We start from the raw sequence: 23,487 nt of genomic DNA, 5'->3' as shown, positions 1-23,487 counted from the left end.
CGTCCCCCGGTCACCGGCCGCACGGGCCCGTTCCGCGGCTGGCGCCCGTCCCGGGCGGCCGGCCGTTCTCGTCCGCCGGCCCTCCCCGGCGGGAGTCGAGGGGGAGCCGACGGCGGTCGTGGGGTCAGGTCCGCTTGCGGAACCGGGCGACCGCCAGCGGGGCGAAGATCGCGGTGACGGCGGCCGACCAGACCAGCACGATCGTCACCGGGTGGGCCACCGGGCCCTCGCCGTTGAGCAGGGCGCGGGAGGCGTCGGCCAGTGCCGACAGCGGGTTGACCTCGGTGAAGGACTTCAGCCAGCCGGGCATGGTGTCGGGCCTGGCGAAGATCGAGCTGCCGAACTGCATCGGCATCAGGACCAGCATGGCCACGCCCTGGACGGCCTGGGCGCTGCGCAGGGCCATGCCCAGCAGCATCGAGATCCAGACGATCGACATGCCGAACACCAGGGCCAGGCCGATGGTGGCCAGCACCTCCAGCGGTCCGGTCCGCACCTCGAAGCCGATGCACATCGCGAAGCCGATCAGGATCGCGAAGGAGAGCAGTCCGCGCAGGGTCTCGGCGACGATCTTGGACAGCAGGACCGAGGCCCGGCCGATCGGCAGGGTGCGGAAGCGGTCCATCACGCCGGTCTGGAAGTCGCTGTTGAGGCCGGTGCCGACGGCCATCGCGAGGGTGAGGCCGGTCTGTCCGAGCAGGCCGGGGATCAGGTACTGCTTGTAGTCGTCCTGGTTGCCGGCCATCGCGCCGCCGAAGACGTAGACGAACAGCACGGTGAAGACGATCGGCATCAGCACGGCGTCGAACATCGACTCCGGGTCGGCCTTGATCCGCATCAGGTTGCGCCGGGTCAGCGCGCCGACGTGGCGCAGGGTGCCGGCCAGGCCGATCCGGGAGTCCTCCGCCGGCGGCCGGGTGTCCCGGGCCCGGGAGGGGGTGAGCGTGGCGGTGGTCATGCGACGGGCTCCTTGGCGAGGCTGGGGGCGGGTACCGCGGCGGAGGCGGGCTTGCCGGTGATGGCGAGGAAGACCTCGTCCAGGCTGGGCACCTTGGTGTCGATGCCGGCGACGGCGAAGCCGCGGGTGCCGAGCACCCCGATCACCGCGGTCAGCTGCTCCTCGCCGGTGATCGGCACCGCGAGCAGGCCGGTGTCGGCGGAGAAGGTGGCGTTGAGGATGCCGCTCCCGTGCAGGCAGCGGGCCATCTCCGGCAGCTCGGCCGGGTCGGCCGGGCGGACCTGGAGGGTCTGGCCGCCGACCTTGGCCTTGAGCTCGGAGACGGCGCCGTTGGCGATCACCCGGCCGCGGTCGATGACGGTCAGCTCGTTCGCGAGCTGCTCCGCCTCCTCCATGTACTGGGTGGTCAGCAGCACGGTGCTGCCCTCGGCGACCATGCGCTGCACCTCGTCCCAGACCTCGTTGCGGGTGCGCGGGTCCAGGCCGGTGGTGGGCTCGTCCAGGTAGAGCACCCGGGGGCGGCCCATCATGCTGGCGGCCAGGTCGAGGCGGCGGCGCATGCCGCCGGAGTAGGTCTTGGCGGTCCGCTTGGCGGCCTCGGTGAGCGAGAAGCGCTCCAGCAGCTCGGTGGCCCGGGCCTTGGCCTTTTTGCGGGGGAGGTCGAGCAGCCGGCCGATGAGGTAGAGGTTCTCGTACCCGGAGAGCAGCTCGTCCACGGAGGCGTACTGGCCGGTGAGGCCGATCGTGCGGCGCAGCTGCTTGGGCTGGCGCAGCACGTCGTAGCCGCCGACGAACGCGGTGCCGGCGTCCGGCTTGATCAGGGTGGAGAGGACGCGCACCAGGGTGGTCTTGCCCGCGCCGTTGGGGCCGAGCAGGGCGAGGACGGTGCCTTCCTCGACGGTGAGGTCGACCCCGTCGAGGGCCTTGGTCTCGCCGTAGTGCTTGACGATGCCGTGCACCTCCACGGCGTTCCGAGAGGTGGTTCCCCGGTCGTTCGGGGCTGTCGCGATTCGTGTCATGCCCCCAGGGTGTCGGCCCGCGCTGTCAGCTCCCTGTCGGCCGGCGCCGTGCGCTGTCAGGCCGCTGTCACCGGCCGCCGCAGGCGCTCCCCGGGCGCCGGACGCCGCCCCGGGTACGGCGGCGGCCGGGGGTACGACAGCGGCCCCCGCCCGGGTACGGCGGCGGCCCCCGGGTACGGCAGCGGCCCCCGGGTACGGCAGCGGCCCCGCTCCGAACCGGAACGGGGCCGCGAGGAGCGGGCGTCAGCGGAAGCTGTGCTCCGCCGCCGGGAAGGCGCCGGAGCGCACGTCCTCGGCGTACGCGCGAGCGGCGTCGCCGAGGACGGTCCGCAGGTCGGCGTACTGCTTGACGAACTTGGGCACCCGGCCGGCCGTCATGCCGGCCATGTCGGTCCAGACCAGCACCTGGGCGTCGGTGTCCGGTCCGCCGCCGATGCCGACGGTCGGGATCGCCAGCTGCTCGGTGGCCTGGGCGGCCAGCTCGGCCGGGACGGCCTCCAGCACCACGGCGAAGGCGCCCGCCTGCTGGACGGCCTTGGCGTCGCGCAGCAGCTGGTGCGCCGCCTCGTCGCCGCGGCCCTGGACGGGGTAGCCGCCGAGGGCGTGCACGGACTGCGGGGTGAGGCCGATGTGGGCCATCACCGGGACGCCGGCCTCGACCAGCAGCTCGATCGAGCGGGCGCTGCGCTCCCCGCCCTCCAGCTTGACCGCGCCGACCCCGGCCTCCTTCATCAGCCGGGCCGCGTTGTGCATGGCCTGCGCGGGGGACTCCTGGTACGAGCCGAACGGCAGGTCGGCGACGATCATCGCCCGTTCGGTGCCGCGGACGACGGCGGCGGAGAGCATCACCATCTGATCCATGGTCACCGGGACGGTGGTCTCGTAGCCGAGGTGGCAGTTGCCCGCCGAGTCGCCGACCAGCAGCACCGGGATGCCGGCCTCGTCGAACACGCCTGCGGTGAGGGCGTCGTAGGCGGTGAGCATCGACCACTTCTCGCCGCGCTGCTTGGCGGCGGCGAGGTCGCGGACGGTGACACGGCGGTTGGTGACCCCGCCGTAGAGGGTGGCGGTCGACGCCTGGTTCTGGGCAGGCGAAGGCGTAGAAGCGTTCATCGAACGGACTCCTGAAGGGTTGTCGTCTCGTGGCGCCGTACGGCGTCCCCGGATCACCTCCATGCTTGCACGCCCCGGCGCCCGCGCAAAGAGGGGTGCGGGCGTCCCGGTGCGATCCAGGACACACCGGGCGCGCGGGTCGTCCCCTGCCGGGGTGCGCGGTCGGCCGCCGAATTTGCCCGCTCTTTACGAAACGGATTCGTCTCGTATCGTATCGCCCGTTACTCTGGTGCGGGGGGTTACGAGACGTATGCGGCTCGGAATGCCCGCCAGTGCCACACCACCACGGACGGGAAACACCCATGACCACCGCAGCCGCGCCACCCCGCGTGCCGGAAGCCATCCACCGTCGGCGCTGGGCGATCCTCGGCACCCTGCTGCTCGCCCTGCTCGTCGTCGTGCTCGACAACTCGATCCTCAACGTCGCGATGAAGACCATCGCGACGCCCGCGCCGGTCGGACTCGGGGCCACCCAGAGCGACCTGGAATGGTCGATCAACTCCTACACCCTGGTCTTCGCCGGGCTGCTGTTCACCTCCGGCCTGCTCGGCGACCGGTTCGGCCGCAAGCGCGCGCTGCTGGCCGGCATGGTGGTCTTCGGCATCGCCTCGCTGCTGTCCGCGCTGGCCGCCTCGCCCGGTGAACTCATCGGCTACCGCGCCCTGATGGGCGTCGGCGGTGCGCTCGCGATGCCCGCCACGCTGGCGATCATCATGAACGTCTTCGAGCGCTCCGAGCAGCCCAAGGCGATCGGGATCTGGGCCGGCGCGGTCGGCCTGGCCATCGCCATCGGCCCGATCACCGGCGGCCTGCTGATCGAGCACTTCTGGTGGGGCTCGGTCTTCCTGATCAACGTCCCGATCGTGGTCGTCGCGGTGATCGCGATGGTGATCCTGGTCCCCGAGTCCAAGGACCCCAGCCCGGGCCGGATGGACCCGATCGGCGTACTGCTGTCGATCGTCGGCCTGGTCGCGCTGATCTACGGCATCATCAAGGGCGGCGAGCTGGCCGACTTCACCGCGGTCGAGGCCTGGGCGCCGACCCTGGTCGGCGTGGTCGCGCTGGTCGCCTTCGTCTGGTTCGAGCGCCGCACCGCGTTCCCCGCGCTGGACGTCACCTGGTTCCGCAACAAGGTGTTCAGCGCGTCCGTGGTGGTCGTCGGCGTGATCTTCTTCGCGCTGATGGGCGTCTCGTTCTTCGGCGTCTTCTACATCCAGAGCGTGCGCGGCTACAGCGCCCTCCAGGCCGGTGTGCTGATGCTGCCGCTGGCCGCCGCCCAGCTGGTGTTCGCCCCGCGGGCCCGGCTGGTGGTCGACCGCTTCGGCGTCGCCGCCACCGCGACCTGCGGCATGCTGCTGGTCGCGGTCGGCTTCGTCGGCTACGTCGTGCTGACCGCCACCACCCCGATCTGGGTGCTGGTCGTGCTCGGCCTGGTGATGGGCGCCGGCATGGCGCACGTCATGCCGCCGGTCACCGTCGCGATCATGGCCTCGCTGCCCCGGGAGAAGGCCGGTGCCGGCTCGGCCGTCAACAACACCTTCCGCCAGGTCGGCGGCTCGCTCGGGGTCGCCGTGCTCGGCGCGGTGCTCTCCACCGTCTACCGCGACGGGATGGCCGACACCCTGACCCACCTGCCCGAGGGCCTGCGCGACAAGGCCGGCGAGTCGCTGGAGGCCACCCTGGCCATCGCCGACCGCATCCCCGGCGGCCAGGCGCTGATCGCCCCGGCGAACGACGCCTTCGTCCACGCCATGCACGTGGTGGCCTCGCTCTCGGCGGGCGTCTCGGTGATCGGCGCCGTCGTCGCCTGGTTCCTGCTGCCGCGCCGCTCGGCCGCCCCCGCCGGCCCGGCCCCCGAACAGCGCGGCCAGGAACGCGAGGCCGCGGCCGCGGAGGCCTGACCAGCGGCCGGGCCCACCGTGACTGAGCGACAATGGCCCTGTCGCCCGGGTGCACCCGGGCGACAGGGCCTCGGTCCGGGGCGGGCCCCCGCCGCGGACCCACCGAGGGACACCCCACGGCGCCAGCGCCGCCGGGGAGAGCGAGGGAGAGACAGCGGGGATGAAGACGGACACGCCGACCGCCGACACCGGGCAGCACTGCGCGGAGGTGCGCCGTGGCCGGCCCCGGAGCGAGGCCGCCGAGCAGGCCATCTTCACGGCCGTCGAGGACCTGATGGCCGGCGGCACCGCGCTGTCCGAGCTCACCATCGAGGGCATCGCCGCCGCCGGCGGCGTCGGCAAGGCCACCATCTACCGGCGCTGGTCCAACAAGGAGGCCCTGCTGGTCGACGTGGTCAGCCGGCTGGAGGAGCCGCTGCCGGAGCCCACCGGCGCCGGCGCCCGGGCCGACCTGATCGCCATGGTCGACCACGTCCGCCGGCGCGGCCTGGCCAAGCGCACCCGCTGGGTGCTCAAGGCCGCCCTCGGCCAGATGCAGACCCTGCCCGAGCTGTACTCCGCGTACCGGGAGCGGGTGATCAAGCCGCGCCGGGAGGTCGGGCTCCGCCTGATCCGCCAGGCCGTCGACGAGGGCGTGATCCGCGACGACCTCGACCTGGAACTGCTCAACGACCTCCTGATGGGGCCGATCCTCTACCGCAGCATCCTGTGGGACGACTCCGACCTGGAGGACCCGGACCTGGCCCGCAAGCTGGTCGACTCCGTGCTCGAAGGCCTCGCACCCCGCTGACCCCGCCCGACCCGCGCCCGAACGTGGCCTCGCTCACCAAACCGGGCCGCGCCGGAACCCGCTCAGCGGGACCGACGTCTGTCCCGGCATAGGCTGAGCCGGACAATCGATCAAACCGGCACCGGTCCGGTGAGTGCCCGCCCGACGACGGGCCGGACACCGGAGCGGCGACGGCACGAGCGACGGGAGCCACTTCATGGCGCAGGCGGACAGGACCGAGCGGATCGCGGCCCCCGGGGGCGACTCCGACGGCCCGGCCCCCGCGGTGCGTCGCGGCGGCTTCCTCGGCCTGCGCCACTGGGGCCGGGACGCCCGCGGCAGCGGCACCTGGCGGCGCGGCCTGGTGGTCGCCGCGCTGGCCGTGCTCACCGCCGCGCTGCTCGCCTTCCACGCCGAGGTGCCCAACAGCGTCGGCAACCTCGGCAGCCTGCTGGAGACCTTCCTGCCCTGGCTGGGCCTGGCCGTCCCGGTGCTGCTGGTACCCGCGCTGCTGCGCCGCTCCGCCACCGCGCTGCTGGCCCTGCTGCTGCCCGTCGTGCTCTGGGTCAACCTGTTCGGCGGGCTGCTGTCCGACAAGAGCGGCGGCAAGGGCGACTGGACGGTGGTCAGCCACAACGTCGCCGCCGCCAACACCGACGTGCCGGGCACCGTCCGCACCCTGGTGGACTCCGGCGCCCAGATCGTCGCCCTGCAGGAGCTGGCCGGCCGGCAGCTGCGCTCGTACGAGACCGGGCTCGCCGGCGCCTACCCGTACCACACCGTGGAGGGCACGGTCGGGCTCTGGTCGAAGTACCCGATCGGGGACATCTCCCCGGTGGACCTGAAGATGGGCTGGATCAGGGCCTTCCGGGCCGAGGTCACCACCCCGCAGGGCCCGGTCGCCGTGTACGTGGCGCACCTGCCCTCGGTGCGGCTGAAGGCCGAGGGCGGCTTCACCGTCAACCAGCGGGACCTCAGCGCGCAGGCGCTCGGCAACGCGATCCAGTCCGAGCCGCTGAAGAAGGTCCTGCTGCTCGGCGACCTCAACGGCACCATGAACGACCGCAGCCTGGCGCCGGTCACCTCGCAGATGCGCTCGGCCCAGGGCGCCGCCGGCGACGGCTTCGGCTTCAGCTGGCCGGCCGCCTTCCCGATGGCCCGGATCGACCAGATCATGAGCAAGGGCGGGCTCACGCCGGTGGACTCCCGCACCCTGTCCCGGGACGGCAGCGACCACCTCGCGGTGGCCGCCACCTACCGGTACTCGGCGTAGCGGTCAGCCGCGCCGCCAGCGGTTGGTGATCGGCAGGCGGCGGTCCCGGCCGAAGTTCTTGGCCGAGACCTTCGGGCCCGGCGGGTACTGGCGCCGCTTGTACTCGGCGCTGTCGACCAGCCGGACCACCCGGTCCACCACGGCCGGGTCGAAGCCGTCCGCCACGATCGAGTCCCGGCCCTCGTCGCCCTCGATGTAGCGGGCCAGCACGCCGTCCAGCAGGTCGTAGTCGGGCAGCGAGTCGGTGTCCACCTGGTCCGGCCGCAGCTCGGCGGACGGCGGCTTGGTGATGGTGTGCTCCGGGATCGGCGGCACCTCGCCGCGCCGCACGGCCTCCTCGTTGCGCCAGCGGGCCAGCCGGAACACCAGTGACTTGTAGACGTCCTTGATGGGTCCGTAGGCGCCCACCGAGTCGCCGTACAGCGTCGAGTAGCCGACCGCCAGCTCGCTCTTGTTGCCGGGCGCGAGCACGATGTGCCCCTCCTGGTTGGAGATCGCCATCAGCAGGGTGCCGCGCAGCCGGGACTGGAGGTTCTCCTCGGCGAGGCCGGTCAGCTCGGTCGCCGCCAGGTAGGCGTCGAACATCGGGGCGATGGAGACGGTCCGCAGGGGCAGTCCGGTGCGGCGGGCCAGCTCGGCCGCGTCGTCCCGGGAGTGCTGGGAGGAGTAGCGGCTGGGCATCGAGACGCCGTGCACGTTCCGCGCGCCCACCGCGTCCACCGCGATCGCGGCCACCAGCGCCGAGTCGATGCCGCCGGAGAGGCCGATCAGCACCGACGAGAAGCCGTTCTTGGTCACGTACGCCCGGGTGCCGGAGACCAGCGCGGCCCAGATCTCGGCCTCGTCGGACCGCCGCGGCGCCACCCCGGCGGTGAGCCTCCCGGCGGGCGCGTCCTGCGGTTCGCCGCCCAGCTCGGTGCGGACCAGGTGCAGCCCGTCGCTCAGCAGCAGTCCGTCGGTGTCGTCCCCCGCGGCGGGCGGCAGGTCGAGGTCCAGCACCAGCAGGTGCTCCTCGAACTGCGGGGAGCGGGCCAGGACTTCGCCGCCCGCGCCGACCACGATCGAGTCGCCGTCGAAGACCAGCTCGTCCTGGCCGCCGACCATGTTGACGTACGCCAGGGTGCAGCCCGCCTCGGCCGCCCGGCGGCGCACCAGCTCCAGCCGCTGGTCGTCCTTGTTCCGCTCGTACGGGGAGCCGTTGATCACCAGCAGCAGCCCGGCGCCGGCCTCGCGGGCCGCGGTGACCCGGCCGCCGTCCTGCCAGATGTCCTCGCAGACGGCCAGCGCGACGTCCACCCCGTGCAGCCGCAGCACCGGCAGCTGGTCGCCGGGGACGAACCAGCGGAACTCGTCGAACACGCCGTAGTTGGGCAGGTGGTGCTTGGCGAACCGGGTCACCACCTCGCCCCGGTGCAGCACCGCGGCGCAGTTCTGCGGGGAGCCGGCCGGACGGTTGAAGCGCGGCGAGGCGTGCTCGGAGCGCCCGAGGTAGCCGACCACCACCGGGACCTCGCCCAGCCCCTCCGCGGCCAGGCGGCCGGCCAGCTCGACCAGCGCGGCGCGGGAGGCCTCGATGAAGGAGTGGCGCAGGGCGAGGTCCTCCACCGGGTACCCGGTGAGGGCCATCTCGGGGAAGGCGACCAGCTGCGCGCCGGCCTCCGCGGCCCGCTTGGTCCAGCGCACCACCTCGTCGCCGTTGCGGGCGAGGTCACCGACCCAGGGGTCGATCTGGCTCAGGGCGAGACGGAGATTGGGCATGCCCCGAGTGTAATCGTCCAACTGACGCGATGTCCTGGGCGGGAGCCTGCGGCGGGGGTCGGCGCTGCCGGGCCGGGCGGGGATCGGCCATGATGGGGGCAACCGCTTTACGAGGTCTTTCCACGGCCTCCGGGGCGTAACACGAGCGTAAAGAGCAGAGGTGAGACTGTCCCCATGGGCAAGCAGCAGCAGTTCGTGCTTCGGACGCTCGAAGAGCGTGACATCCGGTTCGTCCGGCTGTGGTTCACCGACGTGCTCGGGTTCCTGAAGTCGGTCGCGGTGGCGCCGGCCGAGCTGGAGCAGGCCTTCGAGGAGGGCATCGGGTTCGACGGCTCGGCGATCGAGGGCTTCGCCCGGGTGTACGAGTCCGACATGATCGCCAAGCCGGACCCGACCACCTTCCAGATCCTGCCGTGGCGCTCGGAGACCCCGGGCACCGCCCGGATGTTCTGCGACATCCTGATGCCGGACGGATCGCCGTCCTACGCCGACCCCCGGTTCGTGCTCAAGCGCACCCTGGAGAAGGCCTCCGAGCAGGGCTTCACCTTCTACACCCACCCGGAGATCGAGTTCTTCCTGCTGAAGAACCTGCCCGGCGACGGCACCCCGCCGATCCCCGCCGACCACTCCGGCTACTTCGACCACACCCCGCGCGGGGTGGGCCACGACTTCCGCCGACAGGCGATCACCATGCTGGAGTCGATGGGCATCTCGGTCGAGTTCTCGCACCACGAGGGCGCCCCCGGCCAGCAGGAGATCGACCTGCGCTACGCCGACGCGTTGTCCACCGCCGACAACATCATGACCTTCCGGCTGGTCATGAAGGAGGTCGCGCTGGAGCAGGGCGTGCACGCGAGCTTCATGCCCAAGCCGTTCTCCGAGCACCCCGGCAGCGGCATGCACACCCACGTCTCGCTGTTCGAGGGCGACCGCAACGCGTTCCACGAGTCCGGCGCCGAGTACCAGCTGTCCAAGGTTGGCCGGTCCTTCATCGCGGGCCTGCTGAAGCACGCCGCGGAGACCGCCGCCGTCACCAACCAGTGGGTGAACTCCTACAAGCGGATCTGGGGCGGCTCCCAGCGCACCGCCGGGGCCGGCGGCGAGGCGCCGTCCTACATCTGCTGGGGCCACAACAACCGCTCGGCGCTGATCCGGGTGCCGATGTACAAGCCGGGCAAGCAGGGCTCCACCCGGATCGAGGTCCGCTCCCTGGACACCGGCTGCAACCCGTACCTCGCCTACGCCGTCACCCTCGCGGCCGGCCTGAAGGGCATCGAGGAGGGCTACGAGCTCCCGCCCGGCGCCGACGACGACGTGTGGGCGCTGTCCGACTCCGAGCGCCGCGCCCTCGGCATCCAGCCGATGCCGCAGAACCTCGGCGAGGCCATCGACCTGATGCAGCGCAGCGAACTCGTCGCCGAGACCCTCGGCGAGCACGTCTTCGACTTCTTCCTGCGCAACAAGCGCCAGGAGTGGGAGGAGTACCGCTCCGAGGTCACGCCGTTCGAGCTGCGGAAGAACCTCCAGGTGCTGTGAGCGGGTGACGGCCGCTCAAACCCCCGTCGGCCCGCTGTCGCCCAGGAGGGCGGCAGCGGGCCCTCCTATGGAGTGGACCTGCGACGGAATCGCCGCACCGGTGGCGGAATGTGATGCTTATGTGACGGAGGGTTGTGGTTCGACCGGCCTGCTCGTCCGTCCATCCTGAAAGAGGATCACATGATCTCCTCCGTCAGTCGTGCCTCCGCCACCCGTCTGCTCCTCCGCCGGACCTGCGTCGCGGGCGCCGCCGTCGCCGCCGTCGCCGGCCAACTGCTGGCCGCCCCGACCATCGCCGACGCCCGTGGATCGGGCACGCCCTCCGGGCCGGAGGCGGGAGTCCAGCACGCACAGCAAGCCCAGCCCGCACAACGCGCGAAGCAGCGGGCCACCACGATCGCCGAGAACCAACTGCCGTTCACCACCCGCTTCGCGGGCGACTTCCGCGGCTCCATCACCCGGATCAGCAACTCGCTGATGACCTGCGACGAGACCAAGGCGCCGCTCGACCCGGAGCAGCCGCCCTGCCTGGACGCCCGCAAGGGCCTCGGCCCCAGGCCGATCAACAACAAGTACGAGATGAAGTACATCAACATCGACCCGGGCTCGGTCGGCCCGCTCGGTGACGCGATCTACTCCGCCAGCTCCGCCGACCTCGGCCTGATCGACGGCTCCCAGGTCAAGTACGCCCGGCTGTACTGGGGCGGCACCCGCGGCATCGACGACGTCGTGCTGCCGGAGAACCAGATCGACGAGGTGTACCTGAAGGTCCCGGGCGAGCCCGAGTACCGCAACATCGCCAACGACCAGCCCTCCATCGGCTACATCACCACCGACGTGGAGAGCAGCTACCAGGCCTCCGCCGACATCACCGACCTGGTCAGGCAGGCCGGCAACGGCACCTACACCGTCGCCAACATGGACTCGGTGGTGAAGCCGCACAGCTGGGGCGGCTGGACGATCGTGGTCGCCTACGAGAACGAGTGCAAGCCCTTCCGGCACGTCCACCTCTGGGACGGCTTCCGGGTCGAGCTGCCCGACAGCCCGCCGCGCGAGTTCGACCTCACCGGGCTGCAGACCCCGGCCGCCGGCCCGGTGGCGGGCAAGCTCGGCTTCGTGGTCTACGACGGCGACCTCAAGTGGACCGGCGACACCCTCGCCATCAAGTCCACCAACGGCCCCCTGGCACTCTTCTCGGACCTCAACCACGCCTCCAACGACGCGTTCAACTCCACCATCGAGGAGCTCACCCCGGCCGACCAGTTCGTCCGCACCCCGTACAACCGCAACAACTTCGGCTACGACTCCAACCGCTGGGACATCTCGCCGTTCCTGCGCAACGGGGACACCGACATCAAGGTGCTGTTCGACACCGACAAGGACGGCTACGACCTCGGCGTCTTCTACGCCTACGTCAACCTGGACGGCTCCACCGAGGGCTGATCCCCCGTCGCACCACGGCGCCGCTGCCGCCCCACCCGCACCGCGCGGGTCGGCAGCGGCGCCGCCGCGTCCCGGCCCCGGTCGGCGCCGCGCAGCAGCCGCTCGCAGGGGCGCTCCACCCAGCGGTACAGCACACCCGCGGCGGCCAGCGAACCGCCGGCCAGCAGCAGCCAGACACCGAACGTCGCAGCCCCCGGCGCCGGACGGCCCTGGACGGACAGCCAGCAGCGGATGCCGATCTCGTGCACCAGGTACCAGGCGAACGACCACTCGCCGAGCCGGACGGCCGTGCGGCCCGCCAGCGGCCGGGGCGGGCACCCGGCGGCGTCGCGCCGGGCGGCGGCCGCCAGCAGGGCCGCGAACAGCGGCGCGGGGAGCAACTGGGAGGCGCTGTACGGGCCGTACCAGAGGGCGTCCGGGACGGCGGCGTGCCAGGGGACCAGCAGCAGGTGCCAGAGCGCCACGGCGGCGGCCGCCGGCAGGAGCCCCGACCGCGCCGACCGCACCCGGGGGAGCGCGCCGTGCCGCACGGCCAGGCCGGTGACCACGCCGAGGACGAACTGCGGGGTCCTGGTCAGCGGCAGGTAGTCCAGCAGCCAGCCGCGCACCGCCGGGTCGGCGGGCAGCAGGGCGCCGGCCGCCCAGAGCACCGGGCCGAGCGCGGTGCACAGGGCCGCGAGCGGCAGCCAGGCGCGCCGGCGCGGGGCCAGCAGGCGCAGCAGCGGCGGGAACAGCAGGTAGAACCAGGCCTCGGCGCCCAGCGACCAGGAGGCCGGGTTGCCGCCATACACGGTGGGCAGCGCCCACGGGTGCACCAGCGCCAGCGACCAGAGCGCGGCCACCACCGGCAGCACCGCGCCGATCGCCGCGTCCGCACCCAGGGACAGCACGGTGGTCAGCAGGTGCAGCGGCCAGATCCGGGCGAAGCGGCGGCGGGCGAAGGTCAGGCCCCCGGCCGGGGTGGGCGAGGCCCCGTACGTCCAGGCCAGCACGAAGCCGGAGAGCACGAAGAAGAACGTCACACCCGAACGGCCGTACCAGGCGAGCGGGCCGAGCACCGGAAGCGTGCCCACCTTGTGGGAGAGGTGGTAGAGCACCACCAGCAGGGCCGCCCAGAAGCGCAGCCCGGTGAGCGAGGGCAGGCGGGCGGGGCCGGTCGTGGGCATCGGCGCTCCGGGGGAGGGGGCGGGGCCGCGGGCAGTGCTGCGGCGCCCGGCTGAACGAGCGCGGCCGGGACGAGGTCACGCCTACGGCGGTCGAGGGGCCGGCCGTGTCCACCCGGCGGGCGCGTCCGGCGGCGGACACCGGGGGCGCGTAGCCTGCTAGGGCCCTGAGGACGCGGGTGCGAGGACGGACGGAGGGGTCGATGGCGGTCGAGGAGCAGCGGGCCGGGAGCCGGGTCAGCCGGCCGGAGAACCGGCTGGTCCGGCGCGGGTTCACCGACCCGGCGCGGGCGGTGCGGCTGCTGGAGGGCCCCGGGCTGGAGGGCCTGGCCGACGACCCGCTGCTGCTGGACGCGCTCGGCGCCACCGCCGACCCCGACCTCGCGCTGCTCGGCCTGGCCCGGCTGCTGGAGGCCGCCGACGAGGCCGACCGGCACACCCTGCGCGACACCCTCACCACCTCCAAGCCGTTGCGCGACCGGCTGCTCGGCGTGCTCGGCGTCTCCACCGCGCTCGGCGACCACCTGGCCCGGCACCCGCACGACTGGCACGTGCTGGTCACCTTCGAACTGCGCGACATGCACCCCGGCCCGGAGGACTTCCGCCGCGCCCTCGCCGAAGGCGTCCGGGACGACGCCCTCGGCCCCGCCAACGCGCTGCGCGTCGCCTACCGCCGCTGCCTGCTCGCCATCGCCGCCCGCGACCTCACCGGCACCACCGACCTCGCGCAGACCGCCGCCGAACTCGCCGACCTGGCCGGTGCCACCCTCCAGACCGCCCTGGACCTCGCCGCCGAGCAGGACCCGGAGGCCGCCGCGGCCTGCCGGCTCGCCGTGATCGGCATGGGCAAGTGCGGCGGCCGCGAGCTCAACTACGTCTCGGACGTGGACGTGGTCTTCGTCGCCGAGCCGCGCGAGGGCGTGGACGAGCCGGAGGCGATCAGGGCCGCGACCCGGCTGGCCGCCGCCCTCACCCGGCTGTGCGCGGACACCACCGGCGAGGGCACGATCTGGCCGGTGGACGCCAACCTGCGCCCCGAGGGGCGCAACGGCCCGCTGGTGCGCACCCTCGCCAGCCACCTCGCCTACTACCAGCGCTGGGCCAAGACCTGGGAGTTCCAGGCGCTGCTCAAGGCCCGCCCGGTCGCCGGGGACGCGGAACTCGGCGCCGCGTACGTCGAGGCGCTCGCCCCGATGGTCTGGCAGGCCGCCGCCCGGGAGAACTTCGTCGCCGACGTGCAGCAGATGCGCCGCCGGGTGGTCGACTCCATCCCGGCCACCGAGCTGGACCGCCAGCTCAAGCTCGGCCCGGGCGGGCTGCGCGACGTCGAGTTCTCCGTGCAGCTGCTCCAGCTGGTGCACGGCCGCACCGACCCGGCGCTGCGCAGCGGCAACACCCTGGAGGCGCTGGCCGCCCTCTCCCGGGGCGGGTACGTGGGCCGGGCGGACGCCGCCTCGCTGGACGCCGCGTACCGCTTCCTGCGCTCGCTGGAGCACCGCATCCAGCTGTACCGGCTGCGCCGCACCCACCTGATGCCCACCGCCGACGAGGACCTGCGCCGGCTGGCCCGCTCGCTGGCGGCGCTGATCAACGACGACACCCGCGCCGACCCGGTGGCCGCGCTGCAGCGCGAGTGGAAGCGGCACGCGATGGAGGTCCGGCGGCTGCACGAGAAGCTGTTCTACCGGCCGCTGCTGGACGCCGTCGCCGAACTGCCGCAGGGCGCCACCGGGCTGAGCCCGGACGCGGCCCGGGCCCGGCTGGAGGCGCTGGGCTACGCGGATCCGGCGGCCGCGCTGCGGCACCTCAGCGCGCTCGCCTCCGGGGTGAGCCGCAAGGCCGCGATCCAGCGGACCCTGCTGCCGGTGCTGCTCGGCTGGTTCGCAGAGTCCGCCGATCCGGACGCCGGGCTGCTCAACTTCCGCCAGGTCTCCGACGCGCTCGGCCGCACGCCCTGGTACCTGCGGCTGCTGCGGGACGAGAGCGCCGCCGCCGAGCAGCTGGCCCGGGTGCTGTCGGCCGGCCGGCTCGCCCCCGACCTGCTGCTGCGCGCCCCCGAGGCGGTGGCCATGCTGGGCGATCCGCGCGGCCTGGAGCCGCGCGGCCGGGCGGCGCTGCAGTCGGAGGTGCTGGCCGCCGTCGGCCGGGCCGGGTCCACCCACGCCGCGGTGGCCGCCGCCCGCTCGGTGCGCCGCCGGGAGCTGTTCCGCACCGCCGCGGCGGACGTGCTCGGGCGGCTCGGGGAGGACCCCGCCGAGGCGCTGGACACCGCGGGGGAGGCGCTCACCGCGCTCAACGCCGCCACCCTGGGCGGCGCGCTGCGCGCCTGCGTCGCCGGGTGGGAGGCCGAGCACGGGGATCTGCCGACCCGGATCTCGGTGATCGCGATGGGCCGCTTCGGCGGCCACGAACTGGGCTACGGCTCGGACGCGGACGTGCTCTTCGTCCACGAGCCGCTGCTGGGCTCGCTGGAGGAGGAGGCGGCCCGGGCCGCCCAGGCGGTCTGCCACGAGCTGCGCACCCAGCTGGGCGCGCCCTCCACCGAGCCGCCGCTGCTGGTCGACGCCGACCTGCGGCCGGAGGGCCGCAGCGGCCCGCTGGTGCGCACCCTGGCCTCGTACGCGGCCTACTACCGGCGCTGGTCGCACGCCTGGGAGAGCCAGGCGCTGCTGCGGGCCGAGCCGGTGGCCGGGGACGAGGAGCTGGGCGCGCGGTTCCGGCAGCTGATCGACCCGCTGCGCTACCCCGGTGGCGGGGTGCCGGAGCGGGACCTGGTGGAGATCCGCCGGATCAAGGCGCGGATCGAGGCCGAGCGGCTGCCGCGCGGGGCCGACCCGACCACCCACACCAAGATCGGCCGGGGCGGGCTGGCGGACGTCGAGTGGACGGTGCAGCTGCTGCAGCTCCGGCACGGGCACGAGCTGCCGGCCCTGCGCACCACCCGGACCAGGGCGGCTCTGGCGGCCGCCGCGCGGGCCGGGCTGGTCGGGTCGGAGGACGCCGAGGTGCTGGACGCGGCCTGGGTGCTGGCCTCCCGGGTGCGGGCGGCGGTGATGCTGGTGCGCGGCCGGCCCGGGGACAGCTTCCCGGGGGAGGCCCGGGAGCTGGCCGGGGTGGCCCGCTACCTCGGGTACGGCTCCGGGCACAGCGGCGAGCTGCTGGACGACTACCGGCGGATCACCCGGCGGGCCCGGGGGGCGGTGGACCGGCTGTTCTACGGCTCCGGCTGACGGGCACGCGAAAGGGGCCCCGTGCGGGACCCCTTCGACGTTCCGGGCGGCCGGCGTGGCGGGCCGGCGCGGCGCCGCTAGCGGCGTGCGCTGCTGACCGCGGGCTCGCTCCACTGCTCGGGCACGGTGACCGGCTGCTCGGCCGCCGTCTCCCGGGCGGGCACCCTGGGGAGTTTGTAGACCCACTCGTGGTACAGCCAGCGGGCGGCGAGGAAGCCCACCGCCAGGCAGAGCTCGCCGCCGACGGCGTCCATCCAGAAGTGGTTGGCGGTGGAGACGATGACCACCAGGGTGGCGGCGGGGTACAGCAGGCCGAGCACCCGGACCCACGTCCGGCGGGCCAGGAAGAAGATCGCCAGGCCGCACCACATCGACCAGCCGATGTGCATCGAGGGCATGGCCGCGTACTGGTTGGAGACGTGCGCGGCGGGCCCGGAGGCCATCGAGCCCCAGGTCCCGTGGACCTTCACGGTGTCGATGAAGCCGCCGTCGGTCATCAGCCGGGGCGGGGCCAGCGGGAAGAAGTAGAAGCCGACCAGGGCGATCCCGGTGGTCACGAACAGCACGGTGCGGGCCGCGACGTAGCGCCCGGGGTGGCTGCGGTAGAGCCAGACCAGCACGCCGATCGTGATCACGAAGTGCAGTGTCGCGTAGTAGTAGTTCATCCCGGTGATGAGCCACCCGACGCTGTCCACGGCGTGGTTGATCGAGCGCTCGACGGCGATGCCGAGGTGCTGTTCCAGGTCCCAGATCCAGCGCGTGTGCTTCTGGGCTATCGCTTCCTGTTCGGGAACCGCGTTGCGCACGATCGAGTAGATCCAGTAGCTGATCCCGATCAGCGCCAGTTCGAACCAGATCCGCGGTCTGGCCGGCGACCGGCGCTGGGCGCCGATGCGGCCGCGCAGGACGGCGGTACGGGACTGTGCGGCACGGGTGGCTCCATCGGGCAGGCGGCCGGGGAGGGCCTTCGCTGCTTCGGAACCGCCACCACTGGCCGCGTCGGCGCGCCCGGCGTCGCCTCGCTGGATCTCGGTCGGTTCCCCCATGGACGGCAAGTCTGCCAGACCGCTCGTAGCCGTCCGCTCATCCTCTGGAAGTGGATTCTTCACCGGCTGTCCCCCTTGAGGGCTAGGGGCCGGCTCCCACCGGGGTAGGGGGTGCTCTGGGGTTCGGTGCGTACCGGTGGGACGGACATACGTCCCATTGTCACGCCCGTCGCTCCGAGGGAGTAATCGGGGTGGTCGGAGACGGTCGCCCACCTGGAAATTTCCCGGCACGAAACGGTTTCAGCATCTTGCTGAAACATATTGCAGGCCGCTAGCTTCCTGGGAAATCGATCGCCCCTTCCCCTAAGGGAGCCCTCAGTGGCCGATGCCCCGCTCCGTCCCCGACGGAGCACCGCCCGACGAACCACCAGCCGCCGCAGACCGCCGGGCCGCACCGCCGTCCTGCTGGCCGCCGCACTGACCGCCGCCACCCTCGGCGGCGCCCCCGCGGCCCTCGCCGCCGCCCCGCCGGCCCCGCCCTCGGACGCCGCGCTGGCGGCCACCGCAGGGCGGCACGACCTCACCCGCGAACAGTTCTACTTCGTCCTGCCCGACCGCTTCGCCAACGGCGACGCCGCCAACGACGGCGGAGGCATCACCGGCGGGCGGCTGGAGAACGGCTTCGACCCCGCCGACAAGGGCTTCTACCACGGCGGCGACCTCGCCGGGCTGATCCAGCGGCTCGACTACATCCAGGACCTCGGCACCACCGCGATCTGGATGGCCCCGATCTTCAAGAACAAGCCCGTGCAGGGCAGCGGGGCCGACGCCTCGGCCGGGTACCACGGCTACTGGATCACCGACTTCACCCAGGTCGACCCGCACTTCGGCACCAACGAGCAGCTCAAGGAGCTGATAGCCAAGGCGCACGCCCGCGGCATCAAGGTCTTCTTCGACGTCATCACCAACCACACCGCCGACGTCGTCGACTACGCCGAGAAGCAGTACGGCTACCGCTCCGCCGGCGCCTACCCGACGCTCGACGCGGACGGGAACCCGGTGGACGAGACCGCCGTCGCCGACGCGGGCGCCCCCTGGCCGCGGACCACCAAGGACTCCTTCCCCTACACCCCGGTCTTCCGCACCCCGGCCGACGCCGGGGCCAAGACCCCGTCCTGGCTCAACGACCCGGCGCTCTACCACAACCGGGGCGACTCGACCTTCGTCGGCGAGTCCGCCACCGAGGGCGACTTCAGCGGCCTGGACGACCTCGACACCCAGAACCCCAAGGTGGTGAAGGGCTTCGAGAAGGTCTACCAGCAGTGGGTCAAGGACGCCGGCGTGGACGGCTTCCGGATCGACACCGTCAAGCACGTCAACATGGCCTTCTGGCAGCAGTGGGCGCCCGCCCTCAAGGACTTCGCCGCCAAGCAGGGCAACAAGAAGTTCTTCATGTTCGGCGAGGTCTACTCCGGGGACCCGGCGGTCACCTCGCCGTACGTCACCAAGGGCAGGCTCCAGGCCACCCTGGACTTCCCGTTCCAGGGCGCGGCCCGCTCCTACGTCTCCCAGGGCGGCTCGGCACGCGGCCTCGCCGACGTCTACGGCCAGGACTACCGCTACACCGGCGCCGACACCGACGCGTACGAGCTGCCGACCTTCCTCGGCAACCACGACATGGGCCGCTTCGGCTCCTTCCTGCTCGCCGACAACCCGGGCGCCGACGACGCCACGCTGCTGAAGAAGGACCGGCTCGGCAACGAGCTGCAGTTCCTCACCCGCGGCCAGCCCGTCGTCTACTACGGCGACGAGCAGGGCTTCACCGGCGCGGGCGGCGACAAGGACGCCCGGCAGGACCTGTTCGCCTCGAAGACGGCCTCCTACAACGGCGACCGGGTGCTCGGTGGCCCCTCCGGCCCGGCCGACCGCTACGGGCAGGGCGGCGAGCTCTACCAGGGCATCGCCGGGCTGGCCCGGCTGCGCCGCGACAACCCGGCACTGGCCGACGGCGCCCAGGTCGAGCGGTACGCCGCCGACGGCGCGGGCGTGTACGCCTTCTCCCGGATCGACGCCGGGCAGCAGGTCGAGTACCTGGTCGCGGTCAACAACGCCGCCGAGGCGAAGACCGTCACCCTGGACACCTTCTCGGCGGGGACGGGCTTCGACCGGATCTACCCGTCCGCGGGGGACCGGATCACCAGCGGCGCCGACCGCAGGGTGACCGTCACCGTGCCGGCGCTGTCCTCCGTCGTGTTCAAGGCGGGCGCCCGGCTCGCGGCCGTCGGCCCGGCTCCGCAGCTCGCGGTGCGGCCGCCGGCGGACGGTTCGAGCGGACTCGTCACGGTCGGTGCGAAGGTCGATGGCGGTGGCTTCGACCGGGTGAGCTTCGCCGCCCAGATCGGCAACGGGCCCTGGCAGACCCTCGGCACGGCCGACAACGGCGTCTACAAGGTCACCCAGGACCTCGGCGCCGTCGCCCCCGGCACGGTGGTCCGCTACAAGGCCGTCGTGCAGGACTCCGGCGGCCACCTGCGCTCCGCCACCGCGAGCTTCACCACCGGCGCCCCCGCACCGAAGCCGGCGCCCACCGCGGGCTCCCGCCCGTACGCCGTCGTCCACTACAACCGGCCGGACGGCGACTACGACGGCTGGAACCTCTACGCCTGGGGCGACCTCGCCGACGGCGAGGCCACCCCGTGGCCGGCCGGGCACGCCTTCACCGGGCGGGACGCGTACGGCGCCTTCGCCTACGTGCGGCTGAAGCCCGGCGCCTCGGACGTCGGGTTCGTCGTGGAGAAGGACGGCGTCAAGGACGTCGACGCCGACCGGCACCTCGACGTCGGCAGCACCGGGGAGGTGTGGCTCAAGCAGGGCGACCCGGCCGTGCGCACCGCCGACCCCGGCCCGGGCAACACCCAGCCCGCGAACACCGCCGTCATCCACTACAACCGGGCCGACGGCGACTACGAAGGCTGGGGACTGCACGACTGGACCGGCGCGGCCACCCCGACCGACTGGGGCAAGCCGCTGGCGCCGGTGCGCCGCGACGCCTTCGGCGCCGTCTTCGAGGTGCCGCTGGCCCCCGGGGCGACCAGCCTCAGCTACATCCTGCACAAGGGCAACGACAAGGACCTGCCCGCCGACCAGTCGCTGGACCTCGCCGTCAACGGCAAGGAGGTCTGGATCCTCGGCGGCCGCGAGGGCTACCTGCTGCCGCAGAACCCGGCCGCCTCCGCGCAGATCGACCTCACCGGGGCCAAGGCCCAGTGGATCGACGCGAGGACCGTCGTCGTCCCGGCGACCTACGGCGCGGGCGACGAGGCCCTGGCCGGCGGCACCAGCGCCCAGCTGGTGTACGACCCGGCCGGCGGCATCAAGGCCGACAAGGGCGTGCTGACCAAGCCCGGCCAGTGGCTGCGGCTCACCCCGGTCAAGGGCGGGCCGACCGACGCCCAGAAGGCGAAGTACCCGCACCTGGCGGGCTACCGGGCCTTCACCGTGGACGCCCGGGACGCCGCCCGCGTCCCGGCCGCGCTGCGCGGCCAGCTGCTGTTCACCGAACACCTGCCCAGCGGCGCCGTCCTGGCCGCCACCGGGGTGCAGATCCCGGGCGTGCTGGACGACCTGTACGCCGGGCGGACCGGCAAGGTGGACTTCGGGCCGGCCCACTACAACGGCAAGGTGGCGCTGTCGCTGTGGGCGCCGACCGCGCAGGAGGTCTCCGTCCAGGTCTTCGACAGCGCCACCGGGGGCACCCCGAAGACGCTGCCGCTGAAGCTCGACGACGAGACCGGGGTGTGGGAAGTCGTCCGTGACAAGCGCGAGTTGGACGGCAAGTACTACCTGTACCAGGTGAAGGTCTGGGCGCCCTCGACCCAGCAGCTGGTGGTCAACACCGTCACCGACCCGTACTCGGTGGCGCTGTCCACCGACTCCCGGCGCAGCCTGGTCGCCGACCTCGACGCCAAGGAGCTCAAGCCCGCGGGCTGGGACGACCACGCCCGCCCGCAGGCCGTCGCGCCCGCGCAGCAGCAGATCCAGGAGCTGCACGTCCGGGACTTCTCGGTGGAGGACCCCACCGTCCCGGCCGCCGAGCGCGGCACCTACCTGGCGTTCACCGAGTCGAACTCGGCCGGCATGCGGCACCTGCGGGAGCTCGCCGATGCCGGGGTGACCACGATCCACCTGCTGCCGACCTTCGACATCGCCACCGTCCGGGAGAACCGGGCCGACCAGAAGCTGCCGGCCTGCGACCTCAAGTCCCTTCCCCCGGACGGTCCGAAGCAGCAGGAGTGCGTGGCGGCCGTCGCCGCCGACGACGCGTACAACTGGGGCTACGACCCGCTGCACTACAACGTGCCGGAGGGCTCCTACGCCACCGACCCCGGGGGGACGGCGCGCACCGTGCAGTTCCGGCAGATGGTGCAGGCGATGCACGCGGCCGGGCTGCGGGTGGTGCTCGACGTGGTCTACAACCACACCGCGGCCGCGGGCCAGGCCGAGCACTCGGTGCTGGACAAGGTGGTCCCCGGCTACTACCAGCGGCTCGACGCCGACGGCAGGGTGACGACGGACAGCTGCTGCGCCGACACCGCGCCCGAGCACGCCATGATGAACCGGCTGGTGGTCGACTCGGTGACGCTGTGGGCGCGCGAGTACAAGGTGGACGGCTTCCGCTTCGACCTGATGGGCCTGGACCCGAAGTCCACCATGCTGGACGTGCAGTCCGCGCTGCGGAGGATGACGCCGGACTCGGACGGCGTGGACGGGAAGAACGTCTTCCTGTACGGCGAGGGCTGGAACTTCGGCGCGGTCGCCGACAACGCCCGGTTCGAGCAGGCCACCCAGGCCAACATGGCCGGCACCGGCATCGCCACCTTCGACGACCGGATCCGGGACGCCGCCCGCGGCGGCAACTTCATGCTGAACTCCGCCCCGCAGCAGGGCTTCGCCTCGGGCCTGTACACCGACCCGAACGGCTCGGCCGGGAACGGCACCCCGGAGGAGCAGAAGGCCCGGCTGCTGCACGGGATGGACCAGCTGAAGGTCGGACTGACCGGCAACCTGGCCGGCTACTCCTTCACCGACAGCTCCGGAAAGCCCGTCACCGGCGCCCAGGTCGACTACAACGGCGCCCCGACCGGGTACGCGGCGAAGCCCGGCGAGGCGGTGGAGTACGTGGACGCCCACGACAACACCGACCTCTTCGACGCCCTCGCGTACAAGCTGCCGACCGGCACCGCGCCCGCCGACCGGGCCCGGATGCAGGCGCTCGCGCTCTCGCTGACCACGCTCACCCAGGGCGCGGGCTTCGCCCAGGCCGGCAGCGACCTGTTGCGCTCCAAGTCGCTCGACTCCAACTCCTACGACTCGGGGGACTGGTTCAACGCGATCCACTGGGACGCCGCGGACGGCAACGGCTGGGGCCGCGGCCTGCCGATGGCGAAGGACAACCAGGAGCAGTGGACGGCCGCGCGGTCCCTGCTGGCGAACCCGAGGCTGACGGTGGGCGCGGCCGACATCCGGGCGGCCTCGGCGCAGTACCAGGAGTTCCTGCGGATCAAGCGGTCCTCGCCGCTGTTCTCGCTGCCGAGCCTGGCCGCCGTCCAGCAGCGGCTCTCCTACCCGCTCTCCGGCACCGCCGGTGAGACGCCCGGGGTGATCACCCTGCACCTGGACGGCACCGGGCTGCCGGGGGCGGAGAAGGGCATCACGGTGGTCTTCAACGCCACCCCCGCGGCGCAGGCGCAGACCGTGCCGGCCCTGCGGGGCACCGGCCAGGCGCTGCACCCCGTCCAGGCGGGCGGGGCGGACCGGGTGGTGCAGCGGTCCGGCTTCGAGGCCGCGACCGGCACCTTCACCGTGCCGGGCCGAACCGTGGCGGTGTTCGTCCAACACTGATTCGTACACTGCGACAACTCCCGGGCTCCGTACCACTGTTCAGGTGGTGCGGGGCCCGGCTCCGGTTCGGGGACGGCAAGGTTCCGTTCCGGACGCACAATGGCCGAAAACCGTTGATGGCACGGCCGGAACTGTGATGTGCCGGGTCTGCCGGGCGCTGGCGGCCGCTCTCCGCGGGGGGAAGCGGCCCTGAGTGCTGGTCACCGACCGTCGGCAGTGATCGAACTTTGTCCGGGGCATGAAAACCGTGTTCACGAGTTCGTCACGGGGTAACACAACTGACGAACCGTCCTGCATACGGTTTCGGTAATGAATCGGCCAATCCGTGGCATGCATCTGTCATTAACCGCTCGGTAGCTGCCACGATTCCCCCGGCTGTAGACGAGGGGGCCCCACCCCCCGGTGCAGCTGTTCCAGTTCAGGTGCAGCGCGTCCCG

The 23,487-nt window shown here is 72.8% G+C and carries 13 protein-coding genes; 7 read left to right on the top strand and 6 right to left on the bottom strand.

The window, feature by feature from the left end; all coding sequences use genetic code 11:
• Window positions 1-124: 124 nt before the first annotated feature.
• From ACGFSC_RS30840 to panB, 3 genes are all read right to left on the bottom strand, one after another.
• Window positions 125-958 (bottom strand): ABC transporter permease, encoded by an 834-nt coding sequence (locus ACGFSC_RS30840; RefSeq protein WP_359896930.1) that lies wholly within the window; start codon window positions 956-958, stop codon window positions 125-127.
• Window positions 955-1,977: an ATP-binding cassette domain-containing protein gene (locus ACGFSC_RS30835; protein WP_359896932.1), complete on the bottom strand. Its 1,023-nt coding sequence runs from the start codon at window positions 1,975-1,977 to the stop codon at window positions 955-957. Before ACGFSC_RS30835 ends, ACGFSC_RS30840 begins: the two co-directional genes overlap by 4 nt.
• 243 nt (window positions 1,978-2,220) lie before the next feature.
• Window positions 2,221-3,090 carry a 3-methyl-2-oxobutanoate hydroxymethyltransferase gene (gene panB / locus ACGFSC_RS30830; protein WP_359896934.1) on the bottom strand — a complete coding sequence of 290 codons (870 nt, stop codon included), beginning with the start codon at window positions 3,088-3,090 and terminating at the stop codon, window positions 2,221-2,223.
• Between the two features lie 302 nt (window positions 3,091-3,392).
• Here panB and ACGFSC_RS30825 point away from each other — a divergent pair, with 302 nt between their 5' ends.
• The 3 genes from ACGFSC_RS30825 (at window position 3,393) to ACGFSC_RS30815 (ending at window position 7,033) form a co-directional block, all read left to right on the top strand.
• Window positions 3,393-4,991 (top strand): MFS transporter, encoded by a 1,599-nt coding sequence (locus ACGFSC_RS30825; protein ID WP_359896936.1) that lies wholly within the window; start codon window positions 3,393-3,395, stop codon window positions 4,989-4,991.
• A gap of 160 nt (window positions 4,992-5,151) precedes the next feature.
• Window positions 5,152-5,781 carry a TetR/AcrR family transcriptional regulator gene (locus tag ACGFSC_RS30820; protein WP_359896938.1) on the top strand — a complete coding sequence of 210 codons (630 nt, stop codon included), beginning with the start codon at window positions 5,152-5,154 and terminating at the stop codon, window positions 5,779-5,781.
• Between the two features lie 196 nt (window positions 5,782-5,977).
• Window positions 5,978-7,033: an endonuclease/exonuclease/phosphatase family protein gene (locus ACGFSC_RS30815; protein WP_359896940.1), complete on the top strand. Its 1,056-nt coding sequence runs from the start codon at window positions 5,978-5,980 to the stop codon at window positions 7,031-7,033.
• 3 nt (window positions 7,034-7,036) lie between these two features.
• On the opposite strand, the gene ACGFSC_RS30810 is transcribed toward ACGFSC_RS30815, so the two are convergent.
• Entirely contained in the window at window positions 7,037-8,791 is a 1,755-nt protein-coding gene (locus ACGFSC_RS30810; RefSeq protein ID WP_359896942.1) for an NAD+ synthase, read from the bottom strand.
• 174 nt (window positions 8,792-8,965) lie between these two features.
• Here ACGFSC_RS30810 and glnA point away from each other — a divergent pair, with 174 nt between their 5' ends.
• Both glnA and ACGFSC_RS30800 read left to right on the top strand, forming a co-directional pair.
• Entirely contained in the window at window positions 8,966-10,327 is a 1,362-nt protein-coding gene (gene glnA, locus ACGFSC_RS30805; RefSeq protein WP_359896944.1) for a type I glutamate--ammonia ligase, read from the top strand.
• A 180-nt stretch (window positions 10,328-10,507) separates the two neighbouring features.
• Window positions 10,508-11,770, top strand: coding sequence for a hypothetical protein (locus ACGFSC_RS30800; protein ID WP_359896946.1), 1,263 nt, complete (start codon window positions 10,508-10,510; stop codon window positions 11,768-11,770).
• Here the strand turns inward: ACGFSC_RS30800 and ACGFSC_RS30795 are convergent.
• Window positions 11,737-12,936: an acyltransferase gene (locus ACGFSC_RS30795; RefSeq protein ID WP_359896948.1), complete on the bottom strand. Its 1,200-nt coding sequence runs from the start codon at window positions 12,934-12,936 to the stop codon at window positions 11,737-11,739. The genes ACGFSC_RS30800 and ACGFSC_RS30795 overlap by 34 nt on opposite strands.
• 200 nt (window positions 12,937-13,136) lie before the next feature.
• On the opposite strand from ACGFSC_RS30795, the gene ACGFSC_RS30790 reads away from it, so the two are divergent.
• Window positions 13,137-16,163: a bifunctional [glutamine synthetase] adenylyltransferase/[glutamine synthetase]-adenylyl-L-tyrosine phosphorylase gene (locus ACGFSC_RS30790; protein ID WP_359896949.1), complete on the top strand. Its 3,027-nt coding sequence runs from the start codon at window positions 13,137-13,139 to the stop codon at window positions 16,161-16,163.
• 77 nt (window positions 16,164-16,240) lie between these two features.
• On the opposite strand, the gene ACGFSC_RS30785 is transcribed toward ACGFSC_RS30790, so the two are convergent.
• Window positions 16,241-17,209: a phosphatase PAP2 family protein gene (locus ACGFSC_RS30785; RefSeq protein ID WP_359896951.1), complete on the bottom strand. Its 969-nt coding sequence runs from the start codon at window positions 17,207-17,209 to the stop codon at window positions 16,241-16,243.
• A 318-nt stretch (window positions 17,210-17,527) separates the two neighbouring features.
• On the opposite strand from ACGFSC_RS30785, the gene pulA reads away from it, so the two are divergent.
• Window positions 17,528-23,050: a pullulanase-type alpha-1,6-glucosidase gene (pulA, locus tag ACGFSC_RS30780; protein ID WP_359896953.1), complete on the top strand. Its 5,523-nt coding sequence runs from the start codon at window positions 17,528-17,530 to the stop codon at window positions 23,048-23,050.
• Window positions 23,051-23,487: the final 437 nt, after the last annotated feature.

The organism is Kitasatospora sp. NPDC048715 (assembly GCF_043198905.1).
GTDB classification, from domain to species: Bacteria; Actinomycetota; Actinomycetes; order Streptomycetales; family Streptomycetaceae; genus Kitasatospora; species Kitasatospora lactacystinica.
This window is presented reverse-complemented; position numbering and strand designations above follow the sequence as displayed.